The sequence below is a fragment of the Actinoallomurus sp. NPDC052274 genome, assembly GCF_040679475.1.
Taxonomy (GTDB): domain Bacteria; phylum Actinomycetota; class Actinomycetes; order Streptosporangiales; family Streptosporangiaceae; genus Actinoallomurus; species Actinoallomurus liliacearum.
In genome coordinates this window covers 41,323-62,324 of the sequence record NZ_JBFAUT010000024.1, presented here as the reverse complement: position 1 = coordinate 62,324, position 21,002 = coordinate 41,323, and the positions used below count along the sequence as shown (strand labels likewise).

At 70.8% G+C, this 21,002-nt stretch carries 24 protein-coding genes; 19 read left to right on the top strand and 5 right to left on the bottom strand.

All coding sequences use genetic code 11. The features are described 5' to 3' along the window. Positions 1 to 17 precede the first annotated feature (17 nt). Positions 18 to 692, top strand: coding sequence for an FCD domain-containing protein (locus tag AB0K82_RS21535; RefSeq protein ID WP_364399331.1), 675 nt, complete (start codon positions 18 to 20; stop codon positions 690 to 692). After that, positions 689 to 1,873 carry an MFS transporter gene (locus AB0K82_RS21530; RefSeq protein WP_364399329.1) on the top strand — a complete coding sequence of 395 codons (1,185 nt, stop codon included), beginning with the start codon at positions 689 to 691 and terminating at the stop codon, positions 1,871 to 1,873. The genes AB0K82_RS21535 and AB0K82_RS21530 overlap by 4 nt, the downstream gene beginning before the upstream one ends. On the opposite strand, the gene AB0K82_RS21525 is transcribed toward AB0K82_RS21530, so the two are convergent. From AB0K82_RS21525 to AB0K82_RS21515, 3 genes are all read right to left on the bottom strand, one after another. Next, on the bottom strand, positions 1,860 to 2,912 hold the full coding sequence (locus AB0K82_RS21525; RefSeq protein WP_364399328.1) for a CU044_5270 family protein: 1,053 nt from the start codon (positions 2,910 to 2,912) through the stop codon (positions 1,860 to 1,862). The two genes, AB0K82_RS21530 and AB0K82_RS21525, sit on opposite strands and share 14 nt — an antisense overlap. Next, positions 2,905 to 3,504 carry an RNA polymerase sigma factor gene (locus AB0K82_RS21520; protein ID WP_364399326.1) on the bottom strand — a complete coding sequence of 200 codons (600 nt, stop codon included), beginning with the start codon at positions 3,502 to 3,504 and terminating at the stop codon, positions 2,905 to 2,907. Before AB0K82_RS21520 ends, AB0K82_RS21525 begins: the two co-directional genes overlap by 8 nt. Positions 3,505 to 3,596: 92 nt before the next feature. Then, a complete protein-coding gene (locus tag AB0K82_RS21515) occupies positions 3,597 to 3,770 on the bottom strand; it encodes a DUF1272 domain-containing protein (protein WP_364399324.1) in 174 nt (57 codons plus the stop codon). A 135-nt stretch (positions 3,771 to 3,905) separates the two neighbouring features. On the opposite strand from AB0K82_RS21515, the gene AB0K82_RS21510 reads away from it, so the two are divergent. From AB0K82_RS21510 to AB0K82_RS21445, 14 genes are all read left to right on the top strand, one after another. Next, positions 3,906 to 4,994, top strand: coding sequence for an acetoin utilization protein AcuC (locus tag AB0K82_RS21510; RefSeq protein WP_364399435.1), 1,089 nt, complete (start codon positions 3,906 to 3,908; stop codon positions 4,992 to 4,994). Next, positions 4,991 to 5,806, top strand: coding sequence for a phosphatase (locus tag AB0K82_RS21505; RefSeq protein ID WP_364399322.1), 816 nt, complete (start codon positions 4,991 to 4,993; stop codon positions 5,804 to 5,806). The genes AB0K82_RS21510 and AB0K82_RS21505 overlap by 4 nt, the downstream gene beginning before the upstream one ends. Before the next feature lie 108 nt (positions 5,807 to 5,914). After that, the gene (locus AB0K82_RS21500) at positions 5,915 to 6,118 is read left to right on the top strand and encodes a helix-turn-helix domain-containing protein (protein ID WP_187233448.1); all 204 of its coding nucleotides are present in this window, start codon (positions 5,915 to 5,917) and stop codon (positions 6,116 to 6,118) included. A gap of 157 nt (positions 6,119 to 6,275) precedes the next feature. Then, positions 6,276 to 6,374, top strand: a complete 99-nt coding sequence (locus AB0K82_RS21495; protein ID WP_018654693.1) for an AURKAIP1/COX24 domain-containing protein — start codon at positions 6,276 to 6,278, stop codon at positions 6,372 to 6,374. A gap of 29 nt (positions 6,375 to 6,403) precedes the next feature. After that, complete coding sequence (locus AB0K82_RS21490; RefSeq protein ID WP_364399321.1) at positions 6,404 to 7,462, top strand: NAD-dependent epimerase/dehydratase family protein; 1,059 nt, start codon at positions 6,404 to 6,406, stop codon at positions 7,460 to 7,462. Between the two features lie 10 nt (positions 7,463 to 7,472). After that, positions 7,473 to 8,402, top strand: coding sequence for a lysophospholipid acyltransferase family protein (locus tag AB0K82_RS21485; protein ID WP_364399319.1), 930 nt, complete (start codon positions 7,473 to 7,475; stop codon positions 8,400 to 8,402). 111 nt (positions 8,403 to 8,513) lie between these two features. After that, positions 8,514 to 9,071, top strand: coding sequence for an RNA polymerase sigma factor (locus tag AB0K82_RS21480; protein ID WP_364399317.1), 558 nt, complete (start codon positions 8,514 to 8,516; stop codon positions 9,069 to 9,071). Beyond that, the gene (locus tag AB0K82_RS21475; RefSeq protein ID WP_364399315.1) at positions 9,064 to 9,966 is read left to right on the top strand and encodes a CU044_5270 family protein; all 903 of its coding nucleotides are present in this window, start codon (positions 9,064 to 9,066) and stop codon (positions 9,964 to 9,966) included. The genes AB0K82_RS21480 and AB0K82_RS21475 overlap by 8 nt, the downstream gene beginning before the upstream one ends. After that, positions 9,963 to 11,102: an Ig-like domain-containing protein gene (locus AB0K82_RS21470; protein WP_364399313.1), complete on the top strand. Its 1,140-nt coding sequence runs from the start codon at positions 9,963 to 9,965 to the stop codon at positions 11,100 to 11,102. The genes AB0K82_RS21475 and AB0K82_RS21470 overlap by 4 nt, the downstream gene beginning before the upstream one ends. Before the next feature lie 165 nt (positions 11,103 to 11,267). Next, positions 11,268 to 11,771, top strand: coding sequence for a hypothetical protein (locus tag AB0K82_RS21465; protein ID WP_364399312.1), 504 nt, complete (start codon positions 11,268 to 11,270; stop codon positions 11,769 to 11,771). An 82-nt stretch (positions 11,772 to 11,853) separates the two neighbouring features. Then, positions 11,854 to 12,687: a GH25 family lysozyme gene (locus AB0K82_RS21460; RefSeq protein WP_364399310.1), complete on the top strand. Its 834-nt coding sequence runs from the start codon at positions 11,854 to 11,856 to the stop codon at positions 12,685 to 12,687. Between the two features lie 141 nt (positions 12,688 to 12,828). Further along, complete coding sequence (locus AB0K82_RS21455; RefSeq protein WP_364399308.1) at positions 12,829 to 13,800, top strand: aldo/keto reductase; 972 nt, start codon at positions 12,829 to 12,831, stop codon at positions 13,798 to 13,800. Between the two features lie 346 nt (positions 13,801 to 14,146). Next, positions 14,147 to 15,259 carry an SPFH domain-containing protein gene (locus AB0K82_RS21450; RefSeq protein ID WP_364399307.1) on the top strand — a complete coding sequence of 371 codons (1,113 nt, stop codon included), beginning with the start codon at positions 14,147 to 14,149 and terminating at the stop codon, positions 15,257 to 15,259. A 36-nt stretch (positions 15,260 to 15,295) separates the two neighbouring features. After that, positions 15,296 to 16,408, top strand: coding sequence for a hypothetical protein (locus AB0K82_RS21445; RefSeq protein ID WP_364399306.1), 1,113 nt, complete (start codon positions 15,296 to 15,298; stop codon positions 16,406 to 16,408). Positions 16,409 to 16,444: 36 nt separating this feature from the next. On the opposite strand, the gene AB0K82_RS21440 is transcribed toward AB0K82_RS21445, so the two are convergent. Beyond that, entirely contained in the window at positions 16,445 to 17,320 is an 876-nt protein-coding gene (locus AB0K82_RS21440; RefSeq protein WP_364399304.1) for an HAD-IB family hydrolase, read from the bottom strand. A 69-nt stretch (positions 17,321 to 17,389) separates the two neighbouring features. After that, positions 17,390 to 18,007 (bottom strand): sigma-70 family RNA polymerase sigma factor, encoded by a 618-nt coding sequence (locus tag AB0K82_RS21435; protein ID WP_364399302.1) that lies wholly within the window; start codon positions 18,005 to 18,007, stop codon positions 17,390 to 17,392. A 187-nt stretch (positions 18,008 to 18,194) separates the two neighbouring features. On the opposite strand from AB0K82_RS21435, the gene AB0K82_RS21430 reads away from it, so the two are divergent. From AB0K82_RS21430 to AB0K82_RS21420, 3 genes are all read left to right on the top strand, one after another. Beyond that, positions 18,195 to 19,739 (top strand): antibiotic biosynthesis monooxygenase, encoded by a 1,545-nt coding sequence (locus AB0K82_RS21430; protein WP_364399301.1) that lies wholly within the window; start codon positions 18,195 to 18,197, stop codon positions 19,737 to 19,739. Beyond that, positions 19,732 to 19,977: a glutaredoxin family protein gene (locus AB0K82_RS21425; protein ID WP_364399299.1), complete on the top strand. Its 246-nt coding sequence runs from the start codon at positions 19,732 to 19,734 to the stop codon at positions 19,975 to 19,977. Before AB0K82_RS21430 ends, AB0K82_RS21425 begins: the two co-directional genes overlap by 8 nt. A 261-nt stretch (positions 19,978 to 20,238) precedes the next feature. After that, positions 20,239 to 20,943, top strand: coding sequence for a redox-sensing transcriptional repressor Rex (locus AB0K82_RS21420; RefSeq protein WP_364399297.1), 705 nt, complete (start codon positions 20,239 to 20,241; stop codon positions 20,941 to 20,943). The last annotated feature ends 59 nt before the right edge of the window (positions 20,944 to 21,002 follow it).

The following is a 21,002-nucleotide window of genomic DNA, read 5'->3' as shown; positions in this document are numbered from 1 at the left end:
TCAAGAGGAGGTCTGACGTGCCGTTGCAGCCGGTCGAACGCGCGTCCGCCGTCGATGCCGTACTCGATCAGATGCACGACCAGGTCGCCTCCGGCGCCTGGGCGGTCGGTGCCCGCATTCCCGGGGAGCACGAGCTCAGCGCCCGGCTGCGGGTCAGCCGGCCCGCCGTACGGGAGGCCATCCGCGCCCTGAGCCACGTCGGCGTGCTCGAGGTCCGGCGCGGCGACGGCACCTACGTGCGCAGCGCCGCCGACCCCCGGCCGCTGCTGCGGCGGGTCGAGCGGGCGTCGCTGCGGGACGTGTTCGAGGTTCAGCTCGCCTATGACGTCCAGGCGGCCAAGCTCGCCGCCGTGCGCCGTACGCCCGAGGATCTGCGGCGGCTCGAGGGCCTCCTGCGCGACCGCGACGCCGCCGAGGCCCCCGAGGCCTTCGGCGAGGCGGACTCCCGGTTCCACCTGGGCGTCGCCGAGACCGCGCGGAACGCGCTGCTGACCGAGGCGTTCCGGTTCTTCCGGCATCGGCTGCGCGAGTCGCTGAGCGCCCTCCGCGAGGACCGCGATCTGCCCGAGGGCGGCCCCGAGCCGCACCACGCCGTGCTCGCGGCGATCGCCGACCGCGACGCCGAGGCGGCCGGCCGCGCGGCGGCCCGCGTCGTCGAACCCACCCTTCGCGCCTTGGAGGACGTGCTGTGAGGCGCTACGCCGGCATCGCCCTGATCGTCCTCGTCGCGCTCAACCTGCGTCCCGCGATCGTCGCGGTCGGTCCGCTGCTCAGCCAGATCCAGGATGACCTGCACCTCTCCGGCGCGGCGGCCGGCGCGCTGACCACGCTCCCGCTGGTCTTCTTCGGCTCGTTCGGCCTGGTGCTGCCCCTGCTGCGGCGGTCGCCGCGCGGCGAACGCCTGCTGGTCGTCAGCATGCTCGTGCTCGTCGTCGCGCTGCTGGTGCGCGTGCTGCCGTCCCAGGTCGCCCTGTTCGGCGGGGCGCTCCTGGCCGGGATCGCGATCAGCGTCGGCAACATCGCCGTCCCGTCGATCATCAAGCGGGACCACCCCCAGGCGATCATGGCGGTCACGGCCGTCTACACGATCGCGGTGACCGTCGGCGCGGCGGTCTCCTCGAGCGTCGCGGTGCCGATCGAGCACGCCACCGGGTCCTCCTGGCGGCTTCCCCTCGCGCTGCTGGCCATCCCCGCGGCCCTGGCCGCGCTGGCCTGGTTGCCGCGCGCCCGCCGGGCCGCCGCCGCGGTACCGGCCGCCGAAGGCTCGCCGCAGGTCTGGCGGTCCGGGCTGGCCTGGCAGGTCACCGCGTTCATGGGCGTCCAGTCGCTGCTGGCGTACGTCGTCTCCGGCTGGCTGCCGACCCTCTGCCAGGACCGGGGACTGAGCGAGACGGCGGCCGGCTACGCCCTCGGCGTCACCAGCCTCCTCCAGGCGGTCGGCGCGCTGGCCGTCCCGGTGATCGAGCGCCGGCTGCGCGACCAGCGGCCCCTCGTCGTCCTGGTCGGGGTGCTCTGCCTGATCGGCTTCTCCGGCACCGCCTGGGCGCCGATCGGCTCGGTCTGGCTGTGGATCATCGTGCTCGGGCTCGGACAGGGCGTCGGCTTCGCCACCGCCCTGTCCTTCATCGGCCTGCGCGCCGCCGACGCGCACGTGGCCGCGCAGTTGTCGGGGATGGCGCAGGGCGTCGGCTACGTGATCGCCGCGCTGGGCCCGCTCGCCGTCGGCGCGGTGCACGACGCCACGCACGGCTGGAGCGTTCCGTCGGTCATCCTGCTGGTCGTGTCGGTGATCCTCGTGGTGCCCGGCCTCGGCGCCGGCCGTGCCCGCACGATCGGCGCCGAACCCGAGCCCGTCCTCGTCAGCCGCCCGTGACCTTCGGCGCGCTGTCCGCGACGGTCACCTTCAGCTGAGCGGTCGACTCCGTGACGGTGCCGACGGGCGCCTGGCCCTTCTCCGCGTCCGTCACCACCGCTCGCCGGCCGAGGAACAGGTACGTCTTCGGGTCGAAGATGTACTCCGTCCGCTCGCCCGCGTCCTCGTCGGTCCGGGCGATCGCGATGCCCTGACGACCCGCGGCGTCCTCGGCGCGCCCCACGGCCTGTGCCCCCGGGACGGTCGCGGCGGCGCGGAACAGCGCCGCGCGCTGTGCGGCCGGCATGTACGCCTCCGTCAGCATGGCGCCGACCCGGGACCACGCCTCCCGGTCGCCTTCCAGGGTCCCCGGCTTCAGATGGTCGTAGAGGTGGGCGCGCATGCCCTGGGGGTCGGCCGGCAGCCGGCTGAGGTACGCGTAGTCGTTGCGCAGGTACTCGGCCCTGTTGTCGAAATCCGCCGCTCGCGCCGGCCCCGACGTGCCGACCTCCTTCTCGGCCTCGGGCGGGATCGGCCACTTCCCGTACGGCTTGGGCGGCAGGACGGTCTCCGTCAGGACGCCGCCCGTGGCCCGGCCCTCGACGGGCAGCCAGATCTTCCGGCGGGAGCAGGCCAGGTAGCGGAAGTGGCCCTTCGCGTTGCTCAGGTCCGAGGTCTCGTCCGCCTGCGACTCGACGACCAGGAACTGGCCGGGCCTGGGGTGCAGCTCACGCTGCCTGGTCGCGGCGTCGGCCGCGCGGTCGAGGGTCTGCACGACCGCCACCGGCACGGCCATCGGCGTGTACGACGCCTTCGGATCGCCCGAACCGCCGCCCGTGACCACGATCCCGGCGACCGCCGCGGCGGCCAGCCCGGTCGCGACGGCGCCCAGGCCGATCCGCAGCGGCCACGCCCGTCCCGGACGGGCCGGCCGCGGCAGCCGGGCCGACCCGGGGGCCACCATCTCGGACAGCAGCCGGTTCTCCTCGGCGCGCAGGTCCGCCAGGGCGGGCCGGGGCACCTCCGCGCGCAGCAGGTTGAGCTGGGTCATCTCATCCATGTTCGACTTCCTCGCTGACAGAAGTGGGATCGACGCCGCCGAGTTCCGCGCGTAGCTTCTTCCGGGCCCGATTGACGCGGGAGCGCACCGTTCCGATCGGCACCCCGAGCGCCTGGGCGGCCTCCTGGTAGCCCAGCTCGCCCCAGGTCACCAGCAACAGCGCGTCGCGGTGACCGGCGGGCAGCCTCCTCAGGGCGGCGGCCAGGCGCCGCCGTACGGCCACGGCGGCCACCCGCTCGTCGGAGCGGGTGAACGGATCGGTGACCGGGTCGACCCCGGTCCGATCGAGGGCCCGCAACTGCCGCACCTCGGTGCGCTGGTGGCGGCCGATCCGGTTGGTCGCGATGCCGTACAGCCAGGGACGCGCGCTCGACCGGGTCAGGTCGTACCGGTCGCGCTGCCGGAACGCCGCCAGGAAGGTCTCCGCGACGACGTCCTCGGCGGCGTCCGCGCCCAGGCGGCGGGTGACGTACCGCTTGATGTCGGGTGCGTGCCGACGGAACACCTCGGCGAACACCTCGGGCTCTCGCCGGGACCGCTCGATCACGGAGGCGTCGTCGGCCTCCGTGGCGGTCCGGCTGGTCTCGCTCATACTCCGGCCTCTCGGCTTTCGGTCAGGACGACCGTTGTTGCCCGCCCGGAGAAGGCCGGTTCCCGCCCTGAGGCCGGATCAGGAGAAAAAAGTCAGACGCGGGTGGGTCGGCGGACGAGTTCACCGCTGCACGTGGGGCAGACGTGGGACAGCATCCGGGTGCACGGCCCGCAGTAGGAGCACTCGTAGCTGCAGATGTAGGCGAGGCCGTTCTGGTCCAGGGGGGCGGCGCAGCGTTGGCACGCGCCGCGCATCTCGAGCGCCATGGGCGCGCAGCCTACCGGTACCGTGACCGGTGGACGCTTCGCGGGCGCGGTCGGGAGGTAACAGCGGTGAGTGCCTCGTTTCGGGTCTTCTGGGACGACCGCCTGGTGACGTACGACTTCGGGGACGAGCACCCGATGAATCCCGTCCGCGTCGAGCTGACGATGGCGCTCGCCCGCGAACTGGGCGTGTTCGACGCGCCGCACGTGTCGGTCGAGGGGTTCGAGCCGGCCGACGACGCGCTGCTGACCCTGGTGCACGATCCGGCCTACATCGAGGCGGTGCGCCGGGAGCGGCTCGACGTCGCGCGGGGCCTGGGCCTGGCCGACAACCCGGTCTTCCCCGGCATGCACGACGCCTCCGCGCTGGTGGCCGGCGCCTCGGTGGCGGCGGCGCGGGCCGTCTGGACGGGTGAGGCCGAGCACGCGGCCAACATCGCCGGCGGGCTGCACCACGCCATGCACGGCGCGGCGTCGGGGTTCTGCGTCTACAACGACCCGGCGATCGCGATCGCCTGGCTGCTCGCCCAGGGCGCGGAGCGCGTCGCGTACGTGGACGTCGACGTGCACCACGGCGACGGTGTCCAGGCGGCGTTCTACGACGACCCGCGCGTCATGACGATCAGCCTGCACGAGACGCCGCGGACGCTCTTCCCCGGCACCGGGCTGCCGAAGGAGACGGGGGCGCGGGGCACGTCGGTCAACGTCGCCCTGCCGCCCGGCAGCGGCGACCGGCACTGGCTGCGCGCCTTCGACGCGGTGGTCCCGCCGCTCCTGTGCGAGTTCCAGCCGCAGATCCTGGTCACCCAGCAGGGCTGCGACAGCCACGAGCTCGATCCCCTCGCCCACCTGACGCTGAGCGTCGACGGGCAGCGCGCCGCGTACGCGGCGCTGCACCGGCTGGCCCACGAGACGGCCGGTGGCCGCTGGGTCCTGACCGGCGGGGGCGGGTACGAGCTCGTCCACGTCGTGCCGCGCGCCTGGACCCACCTGCTCGCCGAGGCGTCGGGCCGGCCGATCCCGCCCGACACGCCGACCCCGGAGTCCTGGCGGGAGCTCGTACGAAGCCGAACGGGGGAGCGGGCGCCCGAACGCATGACCGACGGAGCGAACACGGAGGTGCGACCGTGGGCGAGCGGGTACGACCCGGCGGATCCGGTGGACCGGGCGATTCAGGCGACGCGGCAGGCGGTGTTCCCGGAGCACGGCCTGGACCCGATGCCGTGAGCCTTGCCGATCAGCCGGTCCCGACCCGCGACGAGCTGCGCGAGCACCTGGTCCGTACGCTGATCGCCGGGGTGGTCGCCACGCCGCGCCAGGGCAACCTCCTGCACTACCGGCGGATGGCGGCGCGTAAACCGGACTACCTGTTCGGGCTCGAGCTGGAGCGGGACTGGGGGTTCGAGCAGATCTTCGCGCTGATGGTGGACAGGTGCGGGATCGACCCGGATCCGGCGCATCTGTACGGCGACGACACGATCGACCCGGACCGGACGATCGACGCCCTGGAGGCCCTGGCGGGCCGGCTCGCGCGGGCGGCGGAGCGCCGGGAGACGGTGCTGCTGGCCACCGGGCATCCGGACGGGCTGCTGCCGGTGTACCGCGCGGTGGGCCGGGCGCTGCGGGCGCGCGGCTGCCGGGTGCCGACGCCCGCGTCCGGCTGGGCCTGCGACGTGCGGACGGCGTCCGGCGTGGAGCGGCGGGAGATCCGCTATGTGGAGGGCGTCGCGACGCTGGCCACCGGCGCGGACCTGCGCCATACGCACGACGCGGACCCCATGCGCGCGATTTTGCGAGAACTTTCCGACGAAGGCGGACCCTGGCCGGATCTGGTCATCGCGGACCACGGATGGGCGGGCGCGGCGGGCCAGGCGGGCGTCGACACGGTCGGGTTCGCGGACTGTAATGATCCGGCCCTGTTCGCGGGGGAGGCGGAGGGGAGGGTTCGTACCGTGGTTCCCCTCGACGACAACGTGCTCCCGGATCACTACACCCCGCTCACTGTGTATCTTTTGACACATTCGAGCCTGATTGATTGAACTCCCCTCTTGCGACTCGGGAATCACGATTTACGCTGGAGGAAAGTACACGGCCGTGATCAAAGTCACCCAAAGGTCTGACGCGCGGCGTGTGGAAGAGGGCGTCCGATGAGCTCAGGCGAGCGACCTCTGAGCGAGGTCAGGTTCCTGACTGTGGCCGAGGTGGCTGCGGTGATGCGGGTGTCCAAGATGACCGTATACCGCCTCGTTCACTCGGGAGAACTACCGGCGATTCGCGTGGGACGTTCGTTCCGCGTACCAGAGCAGGCTGTCCACGACTATCTGCGGGACGCGTACATCGAAGCGGGCTGACGCTCACGTTCCTCACCGGAAGGCGGCGGCCTTCGCGGCGAGTGGCGGCGGCCCACGACCGATCGGCGTCGCGGCGGCGGTACCCTTGGGCACCGGGCCATGTGCCCGCCAAGGGTGCTGATCGCCCGTCTCCTGCTGATCATCGAGTGAGGGTTCCGTGGGCTCTGTCATCAAGAAGCGTCGTAAGCGCATGGCCAAGAAGAAGCACCGTAAGCTGCTGAAGAAGACGCGCATCCAGCGTCGCAACAAGAAGTAACGCAGCCGTCCACGGATGGGGGGACACCGGTGCCGTCGACGCGTCCCTCCGCGAGTACAGCGTCCGGCCCCGGCGCGAGCCGGGTGGTCCTGGTCACGGGCGTTTCCCGGTGGCTGGGAGCACGGGTGGCCGAGGCGCTGCAGGCCGAGCCGAGCATCGAGCGGGTCATCGGCGTCGACACCGTGCCGCCCGAGGCGTCCCTCGGGCGCACCGAGTTCGTCCGTGTCGACATCCGCACGCCGAGCATCGCGAAGATCATAGATTCGGCGCGCGTCGACACCGTCGTGCACCTGAACCTCGTGACGATGACCGCGGCCGCGCGGATGGCGACCAAGGAAGTCAACGTCATCGGCACGATGCAGCTGCTGGCCGCCTGCCAGCGGTCCGCCGTCATGCGCAAGCTGGTGGTGCGGTCGTCGGCGGCGGTGTACGGTTCGTCGCCTCGTGACCCGGCCGTGTTCACCGAGCTCGACGAGCCGGTGGCGCCGCCGGCGCACGGCTACGCCAGGGACGCGGTCGAGGTCGAGGGGTACGTCCGGGGGCTGGCCCGGCGCCGGTCCGACCTGCTGGTCTCCGTGCTGCGCTTCGCGAACTTCCTCGGGCCGAACGTCGACAACCCGCTCAGCCGCTACTTCCACATGCCGGTGGTGGCGACGGTGCTCGGGTTCGACCCGCGGCTGCAGTTCATCCACGAGGACGACGGTGTCGAGATCCTGCGCCGGATGGCCGTGGAGGACCATCCCGGCTGCTTCAACGCGGCCGGCGACGGCGTCGTGCTGCTGTCCCAGGCCCTGCGCCGGGCCGGTCGGCCGATCGTCCGGCTCCCGTCGCCCGCCGTGCAGACGCTCGGCGACGTCGGCCGCCGGTTCGGCGGGCTGAAGGGCTTCTCGCCCGAACTGCTGCGCTGGCTGACCTACGGCCGGGTCATCGACACGGCCCGTCTGACGTCCGAACTGTCCTGGCGTCCGAAGTACAGCTCCGAAGAGGCCTTCGCCGACTTCATCGATTCGCAGGGGCTCGGGCGAAGCCTGCGTACGGAAATCTTTGACCTGGTCACCGGCGGGGTAGGGGGCTTCAGCAGGAGGTGACCGCAGTCTGATGTCCGAGGAAGCGAGAGCGGTGATGGGGCACGAGGCCGAGGTGATCCCACTTCACGGCGGCACGCCCGAACACCGCACCCAGCCACCCGGGGAGCTGGAGGAGAAGATCGCGTCGGCGCTGCGCTTCGTACGCCGCCGGCTGGGCGGCGACTACCACGTCGACGAGTTCGGTTTCGACCCGGAGCTGAACGACACGCTGCTGATGCCGCTCGCCCGTCAGCTGTACGAGCGGTGGTTCCGCGTGGAGATGTTCGGGCTGGAGAACGTCCCGGACACCGGGCCCGCGCTGGTCGTCGGCAACCACTCCGGCACGCTTCCGCTGGACGGCGTCATGCTCCAGGTCGGCCTGCACGACCACCACCCGGCCAAGCGCAACCTCCGGCTGCTCGGCGCCGACCTCGTGTACCAGATCCCGGGGCTGGCCCACCTGGCCCGCAAGAGCGGGCACACGCTCGCCTGCCAGGCCGACGCGGCCCGGCTGCTGGCCAAGCGCGAGGTGGTCGGCGTGTTCCCCGAGGGGTTCAAGGGCGTCGGCAAGCCCTACAGCCAGCGGTACAAGCTGCAGCGGTTCGGCCGCGGCGGCTTCGTCGCCACCGCGCTGCGCGCCCAGGTGCCGATCATCCCGGCCGCGATCGTCGGCGCGGAGGAGATCTACCCGAAGATCGCCGACCTGCGGCCGATCGCCCGGCTCTTCGGCCTGCCGTACTTCCCGATCACGCCGACGTGGCCGATGTTCGGGCTGCTGGGCCTGGTCCCGCTGCCGTCCAAGTGGATCATCGCGTTCGGCGAGCCGATCATGACGGACGAGTACGACCCGGAGCAGGCCGACGACCACATGACCGTGCTCAACCTGACCGACCAGGTCCGCGAGACCATCCAGAACATGCTGTACGACCAGCTCCGCCGCCGGGCCTCGATCTTCTTCTGACCTAACCGGCGGGGCCGGCGCAAAAAACTCGGAACAAAGATCCTCTGTTCGGGCAATCAACACCGTACGCCCGCCTGAGCAGAAGAGTTCCATGAGAAACACGAGTCGCCGGTGATCGCGGCGGTGTCCGACGACGCCGAAGTGATCAGTGCCTCCGCCACTGACGCTGAGCGGTTCACCGAGCTTTTCCACCGGTACGCCCCCGAGATCCACCGCTATATCGCGAGCCGGCTCGGCCCGGACGCGGCCGACGACCTGATGGCCGAGACGTTCCTGCAGGCCTTCCGGCAGCGGGATCGGTACGACGCGGCGCGCGCCGGAGTGCGTCCCTGGCTGTACGGGATCGCCACCAAGCTGATCAGTCGGCAGCGCCGGTCCGAGCTGCGGTTCTACAAGGCCATCGCGCGCACCGGCGTCGACCCGGCCGTCGAGTCGCCTATGGAACGGGCGACCGACCGGCTGTCCGCCGAGGGCATGCGCGGCGATCTCGCGGCGGCGCTGACCCGGCTCAACCAGGGCGAGCGGAACGTGCTCGTCCTGGTCGCCGCCGGCGGCCTCGGCTACGAGGAGATCGCGCAGGCCCTGGGCGTGGCGGTGGGGACCGTCTCCTCTCGCCTCAACCGGGCCAGGGCGAAGATGCGAGCGGCGCTGGAGGCCCACAGTGGATGAGCTGGAGACCCTCGGGCGCAGGTACGACCGCATCGGCCCGCCTCGGCAGGATGCCCTGGACGCCGCCGAGGCGCGCCTGCGCGATGCCGTACGGGCGGGGCACCGGTCCGTACGGCGGGGCCGCAGAATGGCATTGCGGTTCGCCGCTGCCGCGATGGCCACCGCCGCGATCGCGACGGCCCTTACGTGGAGCCAGGACGAAGATCCCATACGTCGGCCGGTCGCCAACGCGGCGGAGCTGGCCAGGCGGGCCGAGACCCGCTCGCGGAGCGAGCCGGTCGTCACCGTACGGCCGCACCAGTGGTCGTACGTGAAGATGATGACGCGCGGCCTAAACGACCATCGGTCGGTGGCCGAGGCCTGGTTCCGCATGGACGGGAAGCGGGGGCCGGGGCCCCATAGGCTTCGCGTGCCGAGCGCGATGGTGCTGGCGGAACTGCCGGATCGGCCTGACGCGGCCCTCGCGCGGCTCTACACCGAGGTCGACCGCCTCAAGAAGCTGCCTCCCGATCGTGACCCCGCGATCGTGTACGCCTCCGGAATCGGCGACGCACCGCGCGATCAGGCGGTGTTCCGCCTGGTCGAGCTGCTGCTTCACCACTACTACGTGCCGCCACGCGTCCAGGCCACGCTGTACGGAGCGCTGTCCCGGGTGCCGGGCGTCGGCGTGCTGTCGGACGCGACGGACGCGGCCGGCCGCCACGGCGTCGCCCTGTTCGTCGTCGCAGGCGGTCTGCGAACCGAGCTCATCCTGGATCGCCGCACCTACCGCTACCTCGGCACCCGCGACGTCTTCATCGATGACGGCACGACCCGGCCTACGAGGGCCAGAACCCTTTTCTGGACGGCGCAGCTGGTGGCCGCGCTGGTCGAACGACCTGGAGAACGCCCGTGAAGATCCCCCACCTGACCGCGGTCGCCGCGCTCGTGCTGGCGGCCGGTTGTTCGGCCAGTGAGGCCGGAACGAACGGCCGGGACGGCACCGGCGCCCCGGAGGCCACCGTACGGATCAGCGCCTCCGGCGACCGGGTCCGCCCGGACCAGGGCGTCACGGTCACCGTGTCCGGCGGCACGCTCACGTCCGTCAGCGGAGTCCCGGGCGGGTTCAACGCCGACCGCACCTCCTGGAAGACGACCTGGACGTTGAAGCCGGGTGCCTCGTACACGGTGACGGCCACGGCCCGGAATCCCAAGGGCAAGGTCACCGCGGTGACGAGGACCTTCCGCACGTCCCGGGCGGCGCGCACGCTGGGCATCGCGAGCGTCACCCCGGCCGCGGGTGCGAAGGTCGGCGTCGGGATGCCGATCATCGTCGACTTCACCGGCCCGGTGGCGAACCGCGCCAACGTCGAGAAGGCACTCGAGGTCAGGGCCGCCAAGGGTGATGAGGGGGTGTGGAGCTGGGTGTCGGATCGGCGGGTCGTCTACCGGACCCACACGTACTGGCACCCCCACCAGGCGATCGGCTTCACCGCCCACCTGGCAGGCGTACGCGCGGCCAAGGACACGTACGGCGTGCGCGACGTCAGGCGGTCCTTCACCATCGGAGCCTCGAACATCACCGTGGCGAACGCCAAGACCCACTACATGACCGTGAACCACGACGGCACGGTGAAGAAGTTCAAGATCAGTGCCGGTAAGGGCGACAGGCCGGACACCATCACGACCAACGGAATCCACCTCACCAGAGAGAAGGAACGGGTCACCACCATGAGGGCGACCTGCCAGGGGCAGCCGGGTTGCGACGACTACACCGAACAGGTCCACCTGGCGGTGCGGATCACGTGGGGCGGCGAGTACGTGCACCAGAGCGTCAACCAGTACTACTACCTCGGCAGGCAGAACGCCAGCCACGGGTGCGTCCGCACCACGCCCGAAGGTGCCCGCTATTTCTTCGATATCTCTCAGCTCGGTGACATCGTCGATGTCACCGGGACCACGCGGAGATTCGCCGACGAGCCGTACGCCGACGACTGGAAATTCTGGACGGTCTCCTGGAACCGATGGCTGGCCGGCAGCGCCCTGCACTGACACCGCCGCCCAGACGATGGTGAATACCGCCCTGATCACTTCTGAGGAGGGCCGGTAAGGGCGGGAGCAGCGGCGCGGAACTACTCGTGGGACGCCACCGAGTCGCCGAAGGGCCTGTGGCGCTCACCTTCTCGAAAGGGAGTTCGTGGAAAGAAAGGGAATTCTGTGAAGAAGAACGACCGCCGCCGGATGCGCGGCCTGATCATCGCCGGTGTGGTGACCGGTGGTCTGGTCACAGCGGCCCTGCCCGCCGTCGCGGCCACTGCCGCCCCCGGCACCGCGACGAGCGTGGCGCAGGCGTGCGCGAAGGCCCACGGCAAGTACGCCGGACGCCTGCTCGCGAAGTACAAGATCACTGGCGGGGATGAAAAGGCGCACGATGTCCGGGGCGGGACGCTCGAGGTCTGGGGCTCCGATTCGTGCAGAACGATCTGGGTCAAGACCGTGAAGCTGCCGAAGTACTCCAAGCGGCCATACGAGACCATGGCCGCCATCTCCTTTTCGGACAAGCCGCACCACAAGGTGACCAAGGTCGCCGATAAGACCACACGTTCCAGCGTGGAGACCCCGGCGGCGCACAACCCGTCCACCCGTACGGGTTCGTTCAGGGTCGAAGGCGGATTCCTGGGTCAGTACCAATTCGTCTCACACCACACCTACCGCTACTGATATCGGCACCTGATCAGGGGAGCCGCCCACCGGATCGCTCCCCTGATCAGTTGCCATAATCCCCTCACGAAGGAGCATTTTTATGCGTTCAGCTTGGCGCACGCGCCGTTTCGTCACCATCCTCGCCGCCGGGACGGCCTTGACCTGCGGTGCGTTGACCGGGACGGCGGCCGCCGCTCTCACGCCCGGCGGTGGGCTGGCCCACCCCGACCGGGACCACGCCGGAGGCGCGGCAACGCGGCACGGGCAGTCGGTTCGTGCGGCGGTCGCTCCGGACGGGATCCCCGGCCTGGACGTCAGCGGCTGGCAGGGCAACGTCGACTGGGACGCGGTCAAAGCCAACGGCGCCGAGTTCGCCTATGTCAAGGCGACCGAGAGCACGACCTACCACAGCTCCTTCTTCCCCCAGCAGTTCAACGGAGCCCACGACGTCGGCATCATCCGCGGTGCCTACCACTACGCCATCCCCAACAAGGCAAGCGGCACCGCCCAGGCCGACTACTTCGCCGACAACGGCGGCGGCCAGACCGGCGACGGCCTGACCCTGCCCGGCGTGCTCGACATCGAGGACGACCCCTATGTGGGCACCGACGGCACGGACAAGTGCTACGGCCTCACGCCCGACCAGATGACGAGCTGGATCCGCGACTTCCTGAACGAATACAAGCGGCGCACCGGCTGGGACGCCGTCATCAACACCTTCACCGAATGGTGGAACGACTGCACCGGCGGCTCCACCGAGTTCGCGGCCGACCACCCTCTGTGGATCAACAACCACGCCGACACCCCCGGTCCCCTGCCCACCGGCTGGACCAGGCAGGCCATCTGGCAATGGGCCGACAACGGCGTCTTCCCCGGCGACCAGGACGTCCTCAACACCGACACGTACAAGAAACTGCTCGCGCAGAAACGCTGAGCGGACCGCGTGGCCGCCCCCGCCCACGCGGAGCGGCCACGCGCCTTGGTCGTCTGCCCGGCGCCGAGACCGCCCGCCCTTTGTGTGAGCATGACCGGGCGACTTGACTTAGAGTGCGCTCTAAGGGGCAGCCTGGTCGCCATGGAGAAGAGAAGACTGGGCACGCAGGGACTCGAAGTGTCGGCGCTCGGCCTGGGCTGCATGGGCATGACCTGGGCGTACGGTCAGCGTGACGACACCGAGTCCGTCGCCACCATCCACCGGGCGCTGGAGCTCGGCTGTGACTTCTTCGACACCGCCGAGATCTACGGCCCCTGGACCAACGAGGAGCTCCTCGGCCGGGCGCTGCGCGGCCGCCGCGACGAGGCGATCATCGCCACGAAGTTCGGCTTCGACATCGGCGAGGACGGCGAGCGCCGGGGGCTGAACAGCCGCCCCGAGCACATCAAGCAGGTGCTGGAGCAGCAGTTGCGGCGGCTCGGCACCGACCACGTCGACCTGCTCTACCAGCACCGGGTGGACCCCGACGTGCCGATCGAGGACGTCGCCGGCGCCGTCGGCGAGCTGGTCCAGGAGGGCAAGGTCCGCTTCTTCGGCCTGTCCGAGGCCGGCGCGCGGACGATCCGCCGCGCGCACGCGACGTTCCCCGTCTCGGCGCTGCAGTCGGAGTACTCGCTGTGGGAGCGGGGCCTGGACGACGAGATCCTGCCGGCCGTCCGCGAGCTGGGCATCGGCCTCGTGCCGTACTCCCCGCTCGGCCGGGGCTTCCTCACCGGCGAGGTTCGCCGGGCCGAGGACTACCCGGAGGACGACTACCGCCGCACCGACCCGCGCTTCCAGGGCGCCAACTACGACGCCAACGTCAAGGCCGCCGAGGCGGTCCGCGCGATGGCGGCGGGCAAGGGCGTGACGGCGGGGCAACTGGCCCTGGCCTGGCTGCTGCACCAGGGTCAGGACGTCGTGCCGATCCCCGGCACGAAGCGCCGCACGCGGCTGGAGGAGAACCTCGCGGCCGCCGAGATCCGGCTCACCGACTCGGAGCTGGCGGAGCTGGAGCTCCCGGTGTCCGGCGCCCGGTACCCCGAGACCATGCTGCGCATGGTCCGCCGCTGACCGACAGCGGCACGACCGAGCGCCCCGCTCTTCCGCTCGCCGGCCTCCGGCCGGTCCCGGGTGGGGGATCTCGAGAGTCGGGATTCCCCACCCGGGGCGTCCGCGTCAGGGCCTGAGTCCCCGGGCGAAGTCCTCGTACCGAATGCTCGGGAAAGGCCCCGCCCGTGGTGCCGATATGCGGGCCTCGCCCCCGTCTGGAACCGTGCTCGCCGAGCATTCGGTGCGTTGGGCGGCGGACCGGAGCGTGCCACCTCCCTGCAGTCCATAGAACTATGGGCGACAAATACTGATTTGGTACGGTGTCCGGCAGTCTGATGGCGAATGCCGAACACGACACGGGGGACACGTGGCGCTCTTTGACAAGATCCGCGGTGAACTGGTCGACATCGTGGAGTGGCTCGACGACAGCCGTGACACCATCGTGTGGCGCTTTCCCCGCTACAACAACGAAATCAAGATGGGTGCCCGGCTGGTCGTGCGGGAGTCACAGATCGCCGTCTTCGTCAATGAGGGCCACATCGCGGACGCCTTTCCGCCGGGAACGTACACGTTGCAGACCCAGAACATGCCGGTCCTGTCGACGCTGAAGGGTTGGCGGCACGGGTTCCAGTCCCCGTTCAAGGCGGAGGTCTACTTCGTCAACACGCGGCAGTTCACCGACATGAAGTGGGGCACCCAGAATCCGGTCATCGTCCGAGACCCGGAATTCGGGCCGGTCCGATTGCGTGCGTTCGGCGCCTTCGCCGTTCGCGTCGTCGACGCCCCCAAGCTGCTCAAGGAGCTCGCCGGAACCGATCCGCAGTTCCGCACCGAGGAGGTCGCGGACTACCTGCGGACGGTGGTCGTGGGACGGCTGGGAACGGCGCTGGCCACGGCCGCCTTGGAGACGCCGGTGCTCGACCTGGCGGCCCACCAGCAGACGATCGGCCAGCGGCTGGCAGGGGCTCTCACCGCTGACCTCTCGGATCTCGGCATCGAGATCTCCCGGTTCGTCATCGAGAACATCTCGCTGCCCTCCGAAGTGGAGCAGGTCCTCGACAAACGCACCGGGATGGGCCTCGTAGGTGATCTCGGCCGTTACTCCCAGTACCAGGCCGCGAACGCGCTCGAAGACGCGGCGCGGAATCCGGGCGGCGGAGCCGGTGGGGGGCTCGGCCTCGGCTTGGGCGTCGCGGCGGGGCAGCAGATGGGCGCCGCGTTCTCGGGTAACGCGCAGCAGCCGGCACCACCTGCGGGACCGCCGCCGCTGCCGCATCAGGAGCAGTGGTATCTCGGCGTCAACGGTGAACGCCGAGGACCGTTCGACCTGTCCGGGCTCTCCGCCCAGGCGGACGGCGGCGCTCTCACCGCCACCACGCTGGTCTGGAAGGCAGGAATGGACCGCTGGACGCCGGCCGGGCAGGTGCCGGAGCTCGCCCGGATCCTCGGCGCCACGCCACCGCCGCTGCCGCCGTCCTGACCGCCTCTTCTCCCTCCCGACCGACAGGGCCGCATCATGTCCGACCAGGCGACCACCGCCGACCCGCCGCCGTACTCACAGTCCTGCGCGAGCTGCGGTGCCGCCACCGAGTACGCACCCGGGACCGACGTTCTGCGCTGCCCGTACTGCGGGCATGAGCAGCCGCTTCCCGCACCCACGCGTCAGGTGCGGGAGCATTCCTACGCGGAGCTCATGAGCAAGCCCCGCACTCCGTCCGAGACTCTGGCCGCCCGGCGATTCGTCTGCCAGAAGTGCGGAGCGCGCATCCAGGGCGACGCGGTGTCGCAACGCTGTCAGTTCTGCACGGCGCCCCTGGTCGTCGATGTCGCGTCGGACGATCAGGTCGCTCCCGAGGCCGTGGTTCCGTTCGTCGTCGATCGCGGTGCCGCCCGCGCCGCGGTGCGCACGTGGGTCAGATCCCGCTGGTTCGCTCCGAACCGCCTCAAGAAGGTGTCCGAGGCGGAGACGATGAACAGCACCTATCTCCCGCACTGGACGTTCGACGCCAACACGGTCTCGCATTACCGGGGTGAGCGGGGAGAGCACTACTGGGAGACCGAGACCTACACGGAGACCGTCGATGGGAAGACCGAGACCAGGACCCGGCAGGTCCAGAAGACCCGCTGGTATCCGGCAAGGGGCACGGTCTCGCGGTTCTTCGACGATGTCCTGATCGCGGCCACCAGCCGAGTCGACCAGAAGAAGCTGGGAAAACTGCGGCCCTGGCCGCTCGCCCAGGCGGCGCCTTTCCAACCCGGCTATGTGGCCGGGCATGAATCGTTGCGCTATGACGTCGAGCCCGACGACGGATTCAGCGCGGCGAAAGACGAGATGGCGCCGGTCATCAGGGCCGACTGCCGTCGCGCCATCGGCGGCGACGAACAGCGAATCCACTCGGTCGACACCTCATACCTCGACGTCACGTACAAACTGATGTTGCTTCCGGTGTGGTTCGCCTCCTACCTGTACGGCGGGAAGACGTGGCAGGTCATCGTCAACGGCTGTAGCGGCGAGGTGCAGGGCGAGCGCCCCTACAGCCCGGTGAAGATCGCGCTTGCGGTCCTGGTGCTCCTGGCCGTGATCACGGCGATCGTCCTTCTGTACCTGTCACACCACCACGCGAACTGATGCATCGACGGCCGGTCCCCGGCGGGTCGTACGGGGTCAGTGGGCGCGGTAGTGGCGGCGGAGGGCGACGCCGGCGGCGACGCCGCCGGCGAGCGCGCCCGCTCCGGCCGCGGCGGGCAGCGCGACCATGGTGACCTTGCGGCCGGTGCGGAAGTCGTGCACCGGCCAGCCGTGTTCGCGGGCGTGTTCGCGCAGGTCGGCGTCGGGGTTGACGGCGTGCGGATGGCCGACCGCGGTCAGCATCGGCAGGTCGTTGTAGGAGTCGCTGTACGCCGCGCAGCGCGACAGGTCCAGGCCCTCCCGCTTGGCGAGCGCCCGGACGGCGCCGGCCTTGGCCGGGCCGTGCAGGAGGTGACCGACGAGGCGTCCGGTGTAGACGCCGTTATCGGTCTCGGCGACGGTGCCGAGGGCGCCGGTCAGCCCGAGCCGGTGCGAGATGATCCGGGCCAGCTCGACGGGCGTGGCGGTGACGAGCCACACCTGCTGGCCGGCGTCCAGGTGCTTGAGGGCGAGCGCCCGGGTGCCGTGCCAGATCCGGTCGGCCATCTTGTCGTCGTAGATGTCCTCGCAGAGACTGACGAGCTCGCTGACGCTGCGCCCCGCGACGAACGCCAGGGCCGCCTCGCGCGCGGTGCTGATGTGTTCGGCGTTCTCCGCGCCGCGCATCCGGAAGGCCGCCTGGCCCAGCGCGAACAGCGCCAGGTCGCGGACGGTGAACAGCTTGCGGGCGGCGAGCCCGCGCGCGAAGTGGTAGATGGACGCGCCGCGGATCAACGTGTTGTCGACGTCGAAGAACGCCGCCGCGCTGGGATCGGGGACCGGAGCGGGCGTGTCCACCGCGGCGGCGGCCGCCGCGGCCTCACCGGCCAGCTCCGCGTCATCGGCACCATCGCTCCAAGGCCACAACCGCATGAGACGAGCGTAACCAGTTTTGATCAGTGGTAACCGAGAGGGATCGTCAGTGTCTCCTCCGCAGCGGCGTCAGCGGACGTCGCGGGGAACGACCCGCGCGAGGGAGCGTACGGCGCGGTGCTGGAGCGCCTTGACCGCGCCGCTGTTCTTGCCCATGACCGTGGCGGTCTCGGCGACCGACAGGCCGTGCAGGAACCGCAGGACGACGCACTCCCGCTGCTCCGATCCCAGGGCCCGTACGGCGGAGAACAGCGCCCGGTGGGTCCAGGCGTCCAGGACGGCGCGCTCGGGCCCCTCCTCCCAGCGGTCCCCTTCGCCGGGCTCCGCCGTGCAGATCTCCATGCGGTACCGGCTGGACTTGAAGTGGTCCAGGATGAGGTTGCGGGCGATCGTGACGAGCCAGGCGCCGAAGTCCTTTCCCTGCCAGGTGAACACGCTCATCCGGCGCAGCGCCCGCAGGAAGGTCTCGCTGGTCAGGTCCTCGGCGAGCGGGTGGGCGCCGACCCGGTAGTAGACGTAGCGGTAGACGAGGTCGACGTAGCGGTCGTACAGCGCGGCGAACGCCTCGGACTCGCCGGCGCGGGCGCGAAGCACCAGGTCGCGCAGCTCGTCCTGGTCGCCGGCCGGGTCGGAGTCGACCGCCCGCCGGGGCGACACGGGCGGGGGGTCGAGGGCGAGGCTGCGCATGCGGACTCCTCGGTGCTGATCGGCCACCGGGTGTGTCGAGACATGCTAGATACCAGTGAGTAACCGGTGCAATGGTGACGGATGATGAATCCCGTCTTATATCCGCGCGGCCGGTACATAGCGATTTCCCGTACGGACCGGGGGATCCGTTACCTGTCCGCTCCGGAGATCGGGCACCATTGGGGCGATGGTGAACGTCGCGGTGGCGCTTCTGGCGACCCTCGCCGCCCTCGGGTGCGCGGGGCTCCTCGGCATGCGCGCCCTGCCCGAGCGGCGGATCCACCTGTTCGCCTGGACGGGCACCCTGGTCGCGCTCGGCATCGCGCTCGCCGCGATGACCATGGGCTACGCGGCGGGCTTCTCGCCGGCCCTGCTGCGGTGCGTCACGCTGTTCGGCGCCCTGCTGGCGCCCTTCAGCCTCGCGCTCGGGGTCGTCGAGCTGGTCGGGCGCACGGTCCAGGCGAGGTTCGCGGCCCGGCTGATCGCCGGCTCGTACGTCGTGGTGGCCGTGGTCATCATCCTGCTCGACCCGATCATCGGCACGTTCGGCAAGAGCCTGCCGAAGATCGCGGGCCACTACTCCTCGCTGCCCAACCTGGTCGTGAACGGGGGGCACGTCTTCGCGGTCGTGTCGCTCGTCTCCTGCGTGGCGGTCACCGCGATGCGCGGCAACAAGCGCGACCGGCGGGCGACCGAGATCATGCTCACCGTCGCGATGGTCGCGTTCGCGGGCGTCCTCCTGGTCACCGCGACCCGCGGCTTCCTGCCGGGTCCGCTGGCGCCGTTGGCGCTCGGCGGCGCCGTCGCCCTGACCTGGTACGGCGTCTCCCGGGTGCTGCCGAAGCGGTCTCACGACGACGACGAAGACGAAGACGAAGAAGCGGAGGCGTACGACGAGATGTCCAACTACGCAGGGCAGCCTCCCCTTGGCCGGCCGTCCGGTCCGCCGCCGCAGAGCTCCCAGGGCCGTCCGGGCGGCGGGCAGTACCCCGCGCAGCCGTCGCCCGCGCCGCCGGCCGCCGCGTCCGGGGGGCTCCCGTTCCCGTTCGGGCAGTACGGCCGGATCACGATGTACACGCTCCACGACGGCCACCAGGACGCGTTCGACCGGCTGGCCACCGAGGTCACCCGCGCGGTGATCGAGCGCGAGCCGGGCACGCTCGTCTACGCCTGCCACGCCGTCGACAACGCGCCGTTGCAGCGGATCTTCTACCAGCTCTTCCGCGACGCCGCGGCGGTGGAGAACCACACCCGCCAGCCGCACGCGCAGCGGTTCGCGGGCGAGGTGCGCAACCACGTCGCGAGCACGAACGTCATCGAGCTGACCACCACGGCCGCGAAGGTCGCGCCGCCGCCCGACCCCCAGCGCCCGCCACGCCCGCAGGAGCCGCAGCGCGGTGCGTACGACGCCCAGCGGCCGCACCCGGACCCGCAGCGTCCCCCATACGACTCTCAGCGCCCGCAGGAGCCGCAGGGCGCTCCGTACGGCGGCCAGCGCCCGCAGGAGCCGCAGCGTGCCCCGTACGACCCTTCCCGGCAGCCCCGCGCGGCCCAGCGCCCCCACGACATGACCGGCCCGCGCCCGGTCCAGCGGCCCGTGCAGGACCCGGCCCGTCCGCCCCACGACATGACCGGCCCCCGTCCGGCCCCGCCACGGCCGAACGGACACCCCGGGCCGCCGCAGCCCCCGTCGAACCCGTCGAACCCCGGCGTACGCTGGCCCCATGGCTGACACGCCTCGCGTCCTGCTGCTCGGCAAGCCGGGCTGCCACCTGTGCGACGACGCCCGCGAGATCGTCTCGCGGGTGTGCGGCGAGCTCGGCGTCGGCTGGGAGGAGCGGGACATCACCGCCTCCGAGGAGGACACGCGGCTCTACTGGGAGCAGATCCCGGTGACCTTCGTCGACGGCGTCCAGCACGACTTCTGGCGGGTCGACGAGCGACGCCTGCGCGTCGCACTCGGCGCCTGACCAGGCTGTCAATGTCTTCTCCGTCACATCACGCGGCGTTCCGAGACGCCTCGCGAAGGGCGGCCGAACCGGCCGGAGGCCATGCTGAGCTGCGGGTCGAGGGCCACGAGACGATCCCTTGAGGCGGCCGGGCGAACGTACGGGAGTGGTCTCCCGACTTTGTGCATGCGTTCACAAAGGCTTAATCTGAGGAAAGTCCAGGCGACCGGGCCGACGGGCGACTCAGGACCGGCCGCGCGTCGAGTCTCGAAGAGCAGGCTTGTGACCCGTCGATCCACCCTCGGTGCGCGAAACCGGGGCATCCCAGAGGCGACCGTCGCCAGGCTGCCGGTCTACCTCCGCGCCTTGCACACGCTCGCCGAGCGCGACATCGTCACCGTCTCGTCGGAGGAGCTGGCCGCCGCGGCGGGCGTCAACTCGGCCAAGCTCCGCAAGGACCTGTCCCACCTCGGGTCGTACGGCACCCGGGGCGTCGGCTACGAGGTGCAGTACCTCGTCTACCAGATCTCCCGCGAGCTGGGCCTCACCCAGGACTGGTCGGTCGCCATCGTCGGCCTCGGAAACCTGGGCCGCGCCCTCGCGGGCTACGGCGGATTCGCCTCCCGCGGGTTCCGGATGGCCGCGCTGCTCGACGCCGACCCGGTGATCGTCGGCGAGCGCATCAACGGCCTGACCGTCGAGCACATCGACAAACTGGAGCAGATCATCGCGGACTGCTCGATCTCCATCGCGGTCCTGGCCGTGCCCGCGTCGGCCGCCCAGGCGGTCTGCGACCGCGTGGTGACGAGCGGCGTGACGAGCATTCTGAATTTTGCCCCCGTTGTCCTGGCTGTGCCAGAAGGGGTCGATGTGCGTAAGGTCGACTTGTCGATCGAGCTTCAGATCCTCGCGTTCCATGAGCAGCGCAAGGCCGGCGGCCCCGCCGGGATGGAACAGGAGTATCTCGAAGCGGTGGACGGCTCATGAGCCGAGCGGACGTTAGGACGCGGCCGCTCCGATGTTCGGGGCCGTCGGGTGAGGGACGG